The sequence below is a fragment of the Streptomyces sp. SAT1 genome (assembly GCF_001654495.1).
Lineage (GTDB): Bacteria > Actinomycetota > Actinomycetes > Streptomycetales > Streptomycetaceae > Streptomyces > Streptomyces andamanensis.
Window position 1 is genome coordinate 2,744,147 of record NZ_CP015849.1, and the last position, 12,591, is coordinate 2,756,737.

Genomic DNA, 12,591 nt, shown 5'->3' on the forward strand with positions numbered 1-12,591 from the left:
CCCGTCCCCCCGGCCGGAACCCCCCGCGCGTGGACGGCCGCGTATGCGCCCGCGCCTCTCGGCGATGGGCGCGGGCCGGGCGGGTGCGTTGACTGGACGGTATGACGGACATCGAGATCGGCGGCGGGGACGGGGTGCGGCGCGGCGCCGCGGCGGGCGTGCTGGGCGCAGCCGCCGTCGCCACCGGGCTGCTGGCGGGCGTCTGCTACGTCTTCGCCTGCGCGGTGATGCCCGCGCTGGCCCGCAGCGGCGACCGCACGTACGTCGAGGTCATGCGGGACGTCAACGACGTGATCCAGAACCCGCTCTTCCTCCTCGCCTTCCTCGGCGCCCCGCTGCTGACCGGCGTCTCGGCGTGGCAACTGCGCGGCACCCGGCCGCCCCGCCCGTGGGTGTGGGCGGCCCTGGCGGCGCACGTCCTCGCCTTCGCGGTCACCGCGGCGTGCAACGTCCCCCTCAACGACGCGCTGGCCCGCGCCACCGCCCCGGGCGCGGCCCGCGAGCACTTCGAGAACCCGTGGGCGGCCTGGAACGCCGTCCGGACCGTACTGGTGACACTGGCCCTGGCGTGCCTGGCACGGGCGCTGCTGCTGCGCGGGCGGGCGGAGCGGCGCGGGTGGGCGGGCGGCGGGCGGGGGTCGACGGGCGGGCCCGGGGACCGGCAGGCCGGGCCGCCGGGCCGAACAGGGGCCGTGCGGCGTCGGGGCGGCGGACCGTGCGGCGTGGGGAGACCGGCAGACGGCGCGGGCCGGCCGGCGGGCGGGCTCGCCGGGCCGAGCGGCGCGCGGGGCACGGCCGTGGGCCGACCGGCGGCCCGGCCCGCACCGGGGCCGTCGACCGGCGGGACGGCCAGGGGCCGCGGCCGGTGGACCGCACCGGACACGCCACCCCACGCGGACGACGCCCGGCCGAGGACGCCGCCCCGCCGGGCCGCCGGGCGTGGCGGGGACGCCGCCCCGCCGGGGACACGGCAGTGCGCGGGCGGCCGGGACTAGGGGCGGGGCCAGTCGTCCGTGTGCTTCGCGTCCGGCGTCGGGTCGAGGGCCAGCCGGTAACCGCGTTCGACCACCGTCCGGATCAGGTCGGGGTGTCCGAGTGCGGTGCGCAGGCGGGTCATGGCGGTCTCCACCGCGTGTTCGTCGCGGCCGGTGCCGGGCAGGGCGCGCAGCAGGTCGGCGCGGGAGACCACGCGGCCGGGGTGCCGCGCGAGCGCCCGCAGCAGCGCCGTACCGGCGGGCGGCACCGGCCTCAGGTCGTCGTCCACCAGCACCGCGTGCCCCCGGAGCTGCACGCGGTGCCCGGCGACCGGCAACGTCCGTGCCCGGCCCGGCAGTTCCCGGCACAGCACCTGCACCAGCGGCCCCAGCCGGAAGCGCTCGGGCTGCACCGTGGCCACCCCGTGCTCCTCCAGGGGCACGGCGGTCACCGGGCCGACGCACGCGGGCAGCACATCGTGGGCGAGCGCGGCCAGCAGCTCGGCCAGCAGCCCGCGTTCGGCGGCGCGGGACAGCAGGGACGCGGCGGCCGGGGCGCTGGTGAAGGTGAGCGCGTCGAGGCCGCGCGCGACGGTGGTGTCCAGCAGCCGGTCCAGCGGGCCGGGGTCCTCGGGCGGCAGCCACCGGTACACCGGCACCGGGACGACCTCGGCCCCGGCCGCCCGCAGCGCGTCCACGAACCCGGACAGCGGCTCCCCGTGCAGCTGCACGGCCACCCGCCGTCCGTCCACGCCCTGTTCGAGCAGCCGGTCCAGCACCTCGGCCATCGACTCCGAGGCCGGCGACCACTGCTCGGTCAGTCCGGCGGCCCGGATCGCGCCCTTGACCTTGGGCCCGCGGGCCAGCAGTTCCGCCTGCCGCAACCGGTCGAGCAGGGCCTCGCCCCGGCCCCAGCCGGCGGCGGCCTCCAGCCAGCCGCGGAAGCCGATCGCGGTGGTGGCGATCACGATGTCGGGCGCCCGGCCGACGATCTCCTCGGTGGCGGCCAGCAGTTCGCTGTCGTCGGCGAGCGGAACGATGCGCAGCGCGGGCGCATGCACGACGAGCGCGCCGCGCCGCCCGAGCAGCGCGCCCAGTTCGTCGGCGCGCCGCGCGGCCGTCACCCCCACGGTGAACCCGGCCAGGGGCCCGTGCCCCGGCTGCTGCTGTTCCTCGACCTCACTCATGGCTCATCGTCCCGTGCCCGCCTCGTCCTGCCTGCCGTGCCGTGCCGTATCTGACGCCGGAGCCGGGCGACACCGCGTGACAGGCCCGGCCCACCCGCCTGTCACCAGTGTCACGTGCCGACGCGGCGCCGCGGCCTCGCCCCCCCGGTCGGCGCCCGCCCTGCTCGCTTCGGGGCGGGGCGGGCCGAGGGCGGGCTTCGCGGGACCGGCCGCCCGCCCCCTCGCCGGGAGGCTCAGGACTTCTCCCCGCCCTTCCCGTCCCCCGCGCCCTCCGGGTTCTCCGGGTTCTGCGGGTTCTGCGGGTTCTGCGGGTTCTGCGGGTTCTCCGGGTTCTTGCCGGTGTCCTTCTCGCCGAGCTTGCCGATGTAGTCCTGGGCCTTGTCGACGGCGTTGTCGATCTTGTCGTGGTGCTTGCCGCCGGTCTTGTCGTCGATGAAGTCACCGGCCTTCTCCAGACCGGCGGAGATCTTGTCCCCGTGGGTCTCGGCCAGGTCCTCGACCTTGTCCTTGAGGTTCTTCAGGTTCTTGAGCTGTTCGAACATGTGCCTGACGTCCTTCTACAGCGGTGTAGTTGCCGAGACCTCATGTTCTCATCGCCGGGCGCGCCCCGGGTGCGGGCGGGGTCAGCCCTCCGCGTTCCCGGGGACCAGGCGGCGGACGTCCTCCAGCAGGCGGGGGCCGTGGAGATAGGCCGCCGCGCGGCCCGCGAGCCGCGCGTACTGCCCGGCGGTCAGCGGTGTCCGCGTCCGCACGAGCGTCCGCAGCAGCAGGCGCAGGGCCAGTTCCGGGTCGTAGAGCCAGGCGCAGTCGGTGAGGGCCTGGGCGGTCTCCGGGTCCAGGACGGCGGCGAACTCGCTCAGTTCACGGGTCGCCGGGCCGTTCCTGGCGCCGCCGCCCACCAGGTCGCCTCCGTCCAGCGGCGGCACGTCCAGGCCGGACAGCCGGGCGTCGCACTCCGCGACGACGGTCCGCAGCCACGCCTTGCCCGAGGCCCTCCCGGGGTCGTCCGCGGCGAAGAAGCCGGGGCCGAGCCCCGTACCGGCGCACCACAGCACCTCGCCCGTACGGCCGGGGAGGTGGTCCAGGAGCGCCTGCGCGTCCCGGCGGACGGCGAGCACCTCCCGGGGGTCGGACGCCTCGGCCAGCAGGCCGCGGACGGCGGCGACCGGCGCTTTCGTCCCGCCGGCCTCCCCGCCGCCCGTGCCGTATGTGCCGTATGTGCCGCCCCCGCCCTCCGGGGCGAAGGCGCGCATCAGCCGGCTCATGCCGAAGTCGCCGTCGGTGAAGCGCTCCGTCGGCGGGTCCGGCGGCGGCTCGTCGTCGACCAGGTACTGGACGGAGTCCACCACGAACTCACCGAGGCGCAGCGCCGCTCCGATCGCCTCCATCCGCGCGTACCGGTCCGGCGCCAGCCACGCGCCCGGAGTGCTGCGCAGGACGCGCAGCAGGATCCGGAACGCGAGGTCGGGGGTGCCGCGGCGGGCGCACTCGGTGAGCGCGTCCCGTACGTCCGCGGCCAGGAAGGACAGTCCCGCGATCTCGGCGACGACCGCCTCCTCCTGGTCCCGTCCGTCCTCCAGGTCGGCCCCGGACAGGGCGACCGGGTCCGTGACCGCGGACAGCCGTGCGTCGCACAGGGCGACGACCGTCCGCGTCCACGCGGTCCACTCGGCCGGCTCGGCACCGGGCAGGTACTCCGCGCCGGCCGACCACAGCGCTCCGACCGCCTCCGGGGCGAGGCCGTCCAGCAGGGTCAGGGCGTCACGCCGGACGGCCAGGATCTCCTGGTCGGCCTCCTCGGCGAAGTGGTTGGCCACCACCTCGACGGGGGTGTCCCCCGAGTGGCTCCCGTCCGCGTGGAAGAAGCCCATCACCCACGGCACACCGAACTCGAAGTCGGTGAAGCGCTGCATCTCGTTCCGCTTCCTTCCTGCTTCTTCCTACTTCGGGTACGCGGTGTACACGTAGTAGCCGTGCGGGTGGCCCTTGGCCCGCTTGAGCATGATGTAGAAGCCGTTGCCGGCGGCCTTCTCGGTGTTGTTGGCGTAGTAGACGGTGCCCAGGGAGTTCTTCGCCCCGAACGTACCGCTCCACTCCAGCTCCTGCTTCGACCCGCGCAGCCACTTGGCGATGGCGCCCGCCTTGCCGGCGATGGCGTAGTCGACGACCTGCTGGGCCGTCACGCCGTCGGAGAACACGCTGTTGGGCGTGTCCCGGCCGGCCTTGGCCGACTTGCCGGCGGCCAGGGCGACCGCCTCCGCCCTGCTCGGGTCCACGTGCTCGTCCAGGACGTGCGCGAGACCGGGGAACTTGCCCTCGTCGGCGATCAGGTCGTTGCAGTTGTGGACCAGGACCGGGGCGTCGCCCGCCACGGCGTAGAAGGTGTGCAGACCCGACACGGTCAGGTCGTACACGGTCCGGGGCGCGGCGGAGTCACGGCCGAGCAGCGCGGCCACCGTGCGCGTCCCGCCGTCCGGGGTGCGCAGCCGGTCCCCGGCGCGCAGGTCGGACGCGAGGGTCCAGCCGCGGCCGGTGACGTAGAAGCGGTGGCCCGGCGTGCTGGTGAGGTTGCCGCCGCCCGCCAGGGTGACGTCCAGCAGGTCCTCGGTGGTGTGCCGGAAGGTGCGTGTGACCGGCTCGGACCGGTTGCGTCCGGTGGCCGGGTCCGCGGCCAGGAGCCGGTCGCCCAGGCGCACGTCGCGGATCGGCTTGCGGCTCCCGTCGGCCAGGACGACGTCCGTGGTGCCGGGGAAGCTGTTGATCCGGCACGCCGTCCGCGCGTCCTCGTAGACGGACACCGTGCGCTCGATGTCGGCGAGCGTGTGCGCGTCCACGTCGAGGGCCTTCAGCGCCTTCAGCGCGTCGGAGACCCCGACGCCGGTGCGCAGCGCGGCGTCCACCCCGCGGATCGCCTCGGTGATCTTCGCGATGGGGCCGCCCAGCGGGAGCCAGGTGGCGGCCCAGGCGCAGTCGCCGTAGCTGCCGCTGCCGTCGCCCTTGACCTTGTGGTAGCAGCCGGTGAAGTCACCGACGACCGAGTCGAAGATGCCCTTCCACAGGTCCTTGGTCGCCTGCCACGAGGAGACCTTGACCGTCTTGGTCAGGCCCTTGATCGTCTGCGTGGTGAGGAAGACGGTGTCCTCGGCCGGGCAGCCGGACTCGGTGGCGGGGACATCGGGGTCGGTGCAGAGGTAGAAGCTGACGACCGCGTCGAAGTGCGCCTTGAACACCAGGTCGCAGGGCAGCCGCGAGCAGTCGTCCGGAAGGCGTTCCGGGTCCCCGCTCTGCTTGATCTCGTCGATGACGGAGAACACGCCACCGGCACCGGTGGCGGCACCGGCCTGCACCTGCTTGTTGGCGTCGTTGCGCTGTGCCTCGTCGGCCGCCTGCTGGGCCGAGTCCGCGTACTTCTGCGCGTCCTTGGCCGCCTCCTCGGCCGCGGTGGCCTCGGCGTCGGCGCGGTCGGCGGCGGCACGGGCGTCCTTGGCCGCCTGCTCCGCCTCGGAGGCGGCGGTACGGGCGGCCTCGGCGTCCAGGGCTGCCTGGTCGGCGGAGTCCCGGGCGTCCTTGGCGTAGCCCTCGGCGCGTCCCGCGGCCTTGTCGGCCGCCGCCGCGTCCTCACCGGCCTGCCGGTCGTACTCCAGGGTGTTGGCCAGTGACGTCTGCGCGTCGGCGGCCGCCTGTGCCGCCTCGGCCGCGTATCCCAGGGCCTCCTTCGCGGACTTGCGGGCGTCCGCCGCGTGTCCGGCGGCCTCGGCCGCGATCGTGTAGGCGGCCTTGGCGTCGCCGGTCGCCGCGTTCGCGGTGGACTGCGCCTGCTCGGCGGCCTGCTGCGCGTTCCGGGCATGCGCCTCGGCGACCGCCTGCTGCTGCTCGGCGATCGTCTTGGACGACTGGCCCGTCAGTACGGCGAGACCGGCGGCGGCGTCGGTGGTGATGTACGGCGAGCCGAGCTGGATCGCGTCGTTGGCCGGAGCGGCCACCTGCTGGGCGGAGTTGCGGGCGTCCTCGGCCGCCTGCGCGGTGACGTGGGCGTGTCCGGCCGCGTCCGCCGCGCCGGCAACCGCCTTGGCGGCCTCCGCCTTGGACGCGTCCGCCTGCTTCTTGGCGTCGGCGGCGTGCTTCTCCGCCTCGTCGGCCAGCTGTACGGCGGTACGGGCCGCGGTGGCCGCGTCCTGGGACGCCTTGATGGCGTCCGCCGCCGAACTGGTCGCGGTGCGCACCGCGGCGTCCGCCTTGAGCTTGGCGGCCTGGGCGGCGTCGGAGTCGGAGCGGGCCCGCTCGGCCGCGGCCTCGGCGCGGGTGGCGGCCGCGTCGGCGTCGGCGGCGGCCTGGGTGGCCGCGTTCGCCTCGCCGCGTGCCGAGCGCGCGGCGGATTCGGCGTCGTCGGCGGCCTGGTCGGCGGCGTCGGCCGCGGCGCGCGCGTCCTTGGCGTCGTCGGCGGAGGCGTGGGCGTCGGCGTAGGCGTCCTTGGCGTCGGCCTTGGCGCGGGCGGCGTTCGCCTTGCTCTCCGCATCCCAGGCGTCGTCCCGCTTGGCCTTGGCGCCGTCCCGTGCCTGCTCGGCGGCCTGCCGCTTCTCGCGCGCGGTGGACTCGGCCGTCTCGGCGCGGCCCTTGGCCTCCTCGGCGGTCTTGGCGTAGCCCTCGGCGTTCTTGCGGTGCTGGGCGGCCTCCGCCTGCTTCTGCGCGGCGGTCGCCTTCTCCGCCTTGGCGGTGGCCTCCTCGGCCTCGGCCGCGAGCCGCTTGGCGTGCGCGGTGGCCGCAGCCGACTTGGCGTCCGCCTCGGCCTTGCGCGTCTCGGCGAGCTTGGCGCGGGCGGTGTCGCGGGCGGTCTTGGCGGTCTGCGCCTGTACGGCGGCGGCGTCGGCGGCGGCCTTCGCCTGCGCGTTGGCCTCCTGCGCCGCGGCCGTACGGAAGGCGGCCTTCGACTCGGCGGCCTGCGTCAGGGCGCGGGCGGCGACGGTGGCGCTGTCACCGGCGGCGGCGCGGGTGGCGGCGTAGGCGGTGTCGCCCGCCTTGGCCATCGCGTCCAGCGCCGCGGCGGACGCCTTGGTCACCTGGGCCTTCTGCTGGCCGGCGAGCAGCGCGCGGCCCCGGGGGGCGCCCGCCTTGTCGGCGATGGCGTAGGCGGCCTGTTCTGCGGTGTCCGTGTCGGTGGCGTCCTTCTTCGCCGCCGCGGCCTGCGCCTTCAGCAGGTCGAGCTGCTTCTTCGCGGCGGCCTGGGCGTCGGTGACGCCCTTCTTCGCCGTGTTGAACTGGGCCGTCTTCGGGTATTCGAGGCTGTCCGTGCCCTTGTGGCCGGACGGCACGATGTCGAACTTCTGCACGCCCGCGGTGCTGCACGTGAGCAGCCGGCTGTTCTGGCCCTTGGTGTACGCCTTCAGGTCCAGGCACTTGCCGGAGCCCGCGTTGACCAGGCTCGTGGTGGCGTGCGAGGTGTACGTCCAGTTCTGGGCCGGGCTCTGGTTGCAGGTCCAGATCTGGATGGCGGTGCCGTCGGCCGTGCCGGCGCTCTTGACGTCCAGGCACTTGCCGGAGGCGACGTTCGCGAGCGCGCCGTCGCGGATCTGCCACTGCTGGGCCGCGGAGCCGTTGCAGGTGTAGATCTGCACCGGAGTGCCGTTGTCCTTCTTGCCGCTCTCCACGTCGAGGCAGTTGGCGGAGGAGCCGTGGGCGTGCAGCACCAGCGGGCTGTCACCGATCCAGCCGGGGCCGCCCGCGGACCAGTAGTCCTGCCAGCGGGTGAGGTGGTCGGCGTACCAGGACTGGCCGAGCATCTCGCCCAGCGCCTTGGCGCCGGCGGCGAGCGCCTTGGTGGCGTCGCTGTTGGCGGTCAGGATCTGGTTGCGCTGGACGGCCTGGGCGGCGATCTCCTGCTGCCACTCGGCGGAGGCGTCGGCGACCTCCTTGCCCAGCACCTTGTTCGGGTCGACGGGGGTGCGCCAGCCGCAGGCCGCGAAGCGGGTCTTCAGGTCCTCGACCGCGATGCGGTACTCCAGGCTGCCGGGCTCGGGCGCGGTGCGCGCGAATCCGCCGGAGGACAGGAAGAGCCGGGCGTTGTCCGCGCCGGTCGGCTCCATGTCCCAGTTGACCAGGTCGTCCCAGGCGGCGTGCTCGGCCGTCGCCTGCTGCCAGTCCTGGCCGGGGACCGTGGGGTCGGGGTCCTTGCCGTAGAGCGGGGTGCCGAGGTCCTTGACCGCCTTGACGGTCTCGGCGTCGGCCTTGGGCGTGGGGTCCTCGTAGAAGCCGTCCTCGTCCTTCCAGAACTGGGCCGCGGTCCACTGGCCCAGACCGGTCTGGTCGAAGAAGTCCTTGCGGTTGTCGCCGGGCAGGCCGGGCGGGTCCTCGAAGTCGGCGACCGACTTGAAGCCGCCGGGCGTGGGCAGGCCGGAGATCTTCCAGTCCTTGACCCGGTCGTAGAGGGCCGAGCCCTCCTTGTCGGCGGCGCTGCGGTCCGCCTCGTACGCCTCGGACAGCGGGGTCTTGTTCCAGTACTCCTGGTTCGCCGCGGTGTGCAGCTGCTCGGGGGTCTGGTTCAGCGCGTTCTGGGCGACGCCGTACATCCCGGGGCCGCCCAGGCGCAGGACACCGGCCATCAGGCACTGGTCCTGGCGCAGCTGCTCGGCCGCGGCGGCGTCGAAGCCGTCGTAGCTGTCGGCCACGGGGACCGCGTCCTCGGCCCACCGGCCGATCAGATCGGACCGCGCGGCGAGCGGGGTCAGGACGGCGAGGGTGAGAAGGGCGGGTACGAGTCGCGCGGACCGTCCTGGTCCGCGCCGGCCGCGCCGCACAGGCGGTCTCGGGCCTGTTCTGGACTTCAAAGTGCATCCCTGCTTCGTGAACGGGCAGGCGGGAGCCCGTCCGGAGAGTCCGAAGGCGCGGGACGCGAGCAGACACTTGCCGGCGATTCCCCCGACCGCAGGCCGATGCGCCCGCCGCCGGAAGGGTCAGTTCCGGCCGGGCGCGCCGGCAACTCTAGGCAGGTCATAGGCGTACATGACAAGAACCGGATCACCCGGTGGCCGAAAACGCCCCCCTCACCGAAACAAGGAGATGCCCCGCAGGACCCGTGCAGCACATGTGAAGCCAGCGGTTTCCGGACATCTGGACCCGGCCCAGATTGGCCGAATCACATCAGCGCACCCGGGAACCATCCGGCCCCCTGAACCGTCCCCGCCCGCAGGCGCGCGCACGACACACGACAAAGGCCCCACCGCTCGAAAGCGGCAGGGCCTTGGTCTCACATGGGGTACCCGCGGACGGGTGAGTGGAGATGGCGGGAATCGAACCCGCGTCCAACGGTGCGGAACCAGGGCTTCTCCGTGTGCAGTCCGCTACGATTTTCTCGGCCCCGGAGATCACGCGGACAAGTCTCCGACGGGCTCAGTCACTGTTTGGTTTCCCTCTTCACCCCGTGACCGGGATCAAGGTTTAGTCCCCTAGCTGATGCCAGGATCCGGGTCGGGAACAGCCCCGGGCTGACACTCCCTTTATAGGAGGCTCGCGATCGCTACCTGAGATCAGGCAGCGAGGGCGAAGGCCTGCTGGGAGGAATCGCGCTTGGTATTGGCGATTATTTTTTTCGGCCTGTGGTTTACGAGATCATGGCCGCTTCCTCGACACGCTTCCCCTGCTTCGACAGCCGCTGTCGAAACCGATCATCCCCATGTTGATTTTTCAATCCCTCCGAAGAGGCCCTCAGAGGCCCTCCGCAGAGGTGGCGTGCGCCGGCTTCGCGGTGCGGATGCCATCGTACGTGACCAACGCGGTTCCTTGCCAGCTTATTCCCGCTGCCCCGGCACCCCGCCCGGTCCCGTCGCGCGTCACGCCTGCTGCTTGCGGCGCACCGCCGACATCACCCGCTCCGCGTCGCGGCGGTCCTGCTTCTCGCGCAGCGTCTGCCGCTTGTCGTACTCCTTCTTGCCCTTCGCCAGCGCGATCTCGATCTTGGCCCGGCCGTCCTTGAAGTACAGGGCGAGCGGCACGATGGTGTGCCCCGTCTCCTGGGACTTCGACTCCAGCTTGTCGATCTCCTCGCGGTGCAGCAGCAGCTTCCGCTTGCGCCGGGCGCTGTGGTTGGTCCAGGTGCCCTGCGTGTACTCCGGCACATGCACGTTGTGCAGCCACGCCTCATGATCGTCCAGCTGCACGAACCCGTCGACCAGCGAGGCCCGCCCCTGACGCAGCGACTTCACCTCGGTACCCGTCAGCACCAGACCGGCCTCGTAGGTGTCGAGGATGAGGTAGTCGTGCCGCGCCTTCTTGTTCTGCGCGATCAGCTTGCGCCCTTTTTCCTTAGCCATAGTGCCTGCCATTTTGGCACTAGCCGGGGGGTGGACGGGAAGTCCATTTCGGCGGGGCGGGCGGGCCCGGTGGCGGGCGTGGCCCAGGACGCCCAGGGCCCGGCCGGAGCCGACCCCGGCGGCTGGCTCCGGAACACCGGCCCTCCTCTGCCCGCCCTCGCACCATGCATGCGTACAGCGGAGCGTCCTCCCACGGGTGGGAGATGCCGACCTTCCGGTACCCCCACGCGAGGTATGCGGAGCGGGCCGGGGCGGTCTCCGGCTCGGGCCGCACGGTGAGCGTGACCCGCTCCGCGTCGATGCCGTCGAGGAGGCGGGCGTGCAGACCTGTCGCGACGCCACGGCGGCGCCATGCCCTGCGCACGGCGAGCTCGATGATCACGAAGGTCCGGCGCCCGTCCTCGCGCACGTACGCCTCGGGCAGGGTGACGTCCTGGAGGTTGCGCCACCAGCGGGTGTCGGGGGCGAGGAAGTACCCATAGCTGAAGCCCGCCACCTCGTCACCGTCCCGGGCGATGACGAGGCGCATTCCGGAGCGGCGCACGTGCACCTGGTAGTGCTCGACGAACTCGGCGACGTCGCGCGGCCCCTCCAGATAGGGCGGCTCGGCGTAGACCTCCGCGTACGCCGGCAGAAAGGCGTCGAGCTGTCCGGCTGCGGCTGTCCCCTCGTACCGGTGGAACACCACGTCGGTCATCAGGCGGCCCTTCGCTCATGGAGGTAGTCGCGTGGCTCCTGTTTGGCGTCCCGGGCGCTGATCGCGTCCCGCTTGTCGAGCAGGTCGATCACCTCGGTCAGGCGCCGCATCACACGCCCGGATTCAACCTCTTCCAGGTGTTCGAGGCTCTCTAATGCGTGGGCAGCGCCCTCGTCGACGCTGTCGGCGTTGACCAGGCTTCGGGCGAGGGTGAGCCGGTACAGGGCTCGGTTGCGGCCGTATGTGCGGTCCTGATGGGCCAGAGCGGCGTGCAGGAAGTGCACGGCCCGTTCGTGGTGGCCACTCTCGGTGTAGAGGAGGCCGTGGGCGTAGTCGAGCTCAGCCGCTCCGTGGAAGGCCGCCCACTCCGGTGCAGGCCGGCCTCGGTCGCAGCGCTCGCGCTCCGTGAGACGCATGGACTCCGTGAGGCTCCGGCGCGCGGCAGTGTCGTCGCCCAAGAGGGACAGGGCACGTGCTTCTCGGGACGCGAGAAGAGACTGCAGAATTGGGGAACCGAGGCGTGCGGCGCGCTCCCTCGCTGCCCGAGCGAGGTCGTAGCCATCACGCGGGCGGCCTTCGTAGCTGGCCTGCATGCTGAGCGAAGCAAGCACCAGGATCTCCAAGGAGCTGTCCCTGAGCACGGTGGCAGTGGTCAGCGCCTCCCCCCAGTAGCGGCGGGCTGAATCCTGATCATCAGCGTCGTAGTACAGCCAGGCACAGTGCTCGGCGGTCTCTCCCACCAAGAGTTGAAGTTGCCGCCCGATGGTCTCGGGGTACCGGCTGGTGTTGATGATGCGCTGGACCCGACGAAGGTGGCGGACGGCCAACGAGCGTACGTCACCACCGCCGTAGGCGTTGTCAAGGTGATACAGGGACCGCAGGCCCTCCCGTAGCTCGATGAGATGGGCAGTGCCAACTGCCCCCTGGCTACCTGGAGGAGTGAGCCTGTTCAGTGAGGGAGGAATCGCGGCTGCTGCTGTCGCGGCGCCGATCGAATCGGCAAGGAACGCCCGTCGGTCCACACTGGTGCCTTCCTGTGGGAACAGTGGTGCGCCTCCCACGGTGGCACCGAGCGGGGGATTGAGGAAACCCAACTCGATGGGGTCTACACCGAGCATGGCGTGGATCACACGCCAAGCCCGGATGCGCGGAGTCGGCGGAGGGATCTCCCGCCACCAGCGGCGGACATGGCGAGTAGTCACAGTGACTGGTTCACCGAGCAACTCTGCTGTGTCTTCGAAACGACGGATGAACTTACTGGGCGAGTCCAAACCCTGCGCAGTGCAGGCCTGTTCGAACAACGTCATCTCAACGGCCATGCCGTACCCCCGGTATTCCGGCTGTGCACTGACCGTAGCGGTCGGCCCGGACATCGGACGGGTGCTCTCTCGAAATGTCCGCCCAAAGGTCCGCCCGTATGTCCTCACGGG

Annotated in this window: 6 protein-coding genes, 1 other RNA gene and 2 pseudogenes; 1 reads left to right on the forward strand and 8 read right to left on the reverse strand. The window is 72.6% G+C overall.

Annotated elements, in window-relative coordinates; translation table 11 throughout:
* The first annotated feature begins 101 nt into the window (after nt 1-101).
* Nucleotides 102-995 carry an anthrone oxygenase family protein gene (locus A8713_RS34805; RefSeq protein WP_335743751.1) on the forward strand — a complete coding sequence of 298 codons (894 nt, stop codon included), beginning with the start codon at nt 102-104 and terminating at the stop codon, nt 993-995.
* On the opposite strand, the gene A8713_RS11930 is transcribed toward A8713_RS34805, so the two are convergent.
* The 8 genes and pseudogenes from A8713_RS11930 to A8713_RS11965 form a co-directional block, all read right to left on the reverse strand.
* Nucleotides 992-2,161: a uroporphyrinogen-III synthase gene (locus A8713_RS11930; RefSeq protein ID WP_064533391.1), complete on the reverse strand. Its 1,170-nt coding sequence runs from the start codon at nt 2,159-2,161 to the stop codon at nt 992-994. The genes A8713_RS34805 and A8713_RS11930 overlap by 4 nt on opposite strands.
* Before the next feature lie 344 nt (nt 2,162-2,505).
* Nucleotides 2,506-2,703 (reverse strand): annotated as a pseudogene (locus A8713_RS34200) (antitoxin); the annotation flags it as partial.
* Nucleotides 2,704-2,784: 81 nt separating this feature from the next.
* Nucleotides 2,785-4,074, reverse strand: a complete 1,290-nt coding sequence (locus A8713_RS33925; protein WP_064533392.1) for a hypothetical protein — start codon at nt 4,072-4,074, stop codon at nt 2,785-2,787.
* A 27-nt stretch (nt 4,075-4,101) separates the two neighbouring features.
* Complete coding sequence (locus A8713_RS11945; protein ID WP_064533393.1) at nt 4,102-8,952, reverse strand: ricin-type beta-trefoil lectin domain protein; 4,851 nt, start codon at nt 8,950-8,952, stop codon at nt 4,102-4,104.
* A gap of 474 nt (nt 8,953-9,426) precedes the next feature.
* Nucleotides 9,427-9,827, reverse strand: a transfer-messenger RNA (tmRNA) gene (gene ssrA, locus A8713_RS11950).
* A gap of 157 nt (nt 9,828-9,984) precedes the next feature.
* Nucleotides 9,985-10,464: an SsrA-binding protein SmpB gene (smpB, locus tag A8713_RS11955; RefSeq protein ID WP_018565526.1), complete on the reverse strand. Its 480-nt coding sequence runs from the start codon at nt 10,462-10,464 to the stop codon at nt 9,985-9,987.
* A gap of 160 nt (nt 10,465-10,624) precedes the next feature.
* Nucleotides 10,625-11,161 (reverse strand): annotated as a pseudogene (locus tag A8713_RS11960) (GNAT family N-acetyltransferase); the annotation flags it as partial.
* A complete protein-coding gene (locus A8713_RS11965; protein WP_107440622.1) occupies nt 11,161-12,480 on the reverse strand; it encodes a hypothetical protein in 1,320 nt (439 codons plus the stop codon). The gene A8713_RS11965 and the pseudogene A8713_RS11960, both read right to left, overlap by 1 nt.
* Nucleotides 12,481-12,591: the final 111 nt, after the last annotated feature.

Bases quoted from the DNA above. Each gene is read 5' to 3' on its own strand.
- A8713_RS34805 (WP_335743751.1), top strand. From the start codon at position 102: ATGACGGACATCGAGATCGGCGGCGGGGACGGGGTGCGGCGCGGCGCC.
- A8713_RS11930 (WP_064533391.1), bottom strand. From the start codon at position 2,161: ATGAGTGAGGTCGAGGAACAGCAGCAGCCGGGGCACGGGCCCCTGGCC.
- A8713_RS33925 (WP_064533392.1), bottom strand. From the start codon at position 4,074: ATGCAGCGCTTCACCGACTTCGAGTTCGGTGTGCCGTGGGTGATGGGC.
- smpB (WP_018565526.1), bottom strand. From the start codon at position 10,464: ATGGCTAAGGAAAAAGGGCGCAAGCTGATCGCGCAGAACAAGAAGGCG.
- A8713_RS11965 (WP_107440622.1), bottom strand. From the start codon at position 12,480: ATGGCCGTTGAGATGACGTTGTTCGAACAGGCCTGCACTGCGCAGGGT.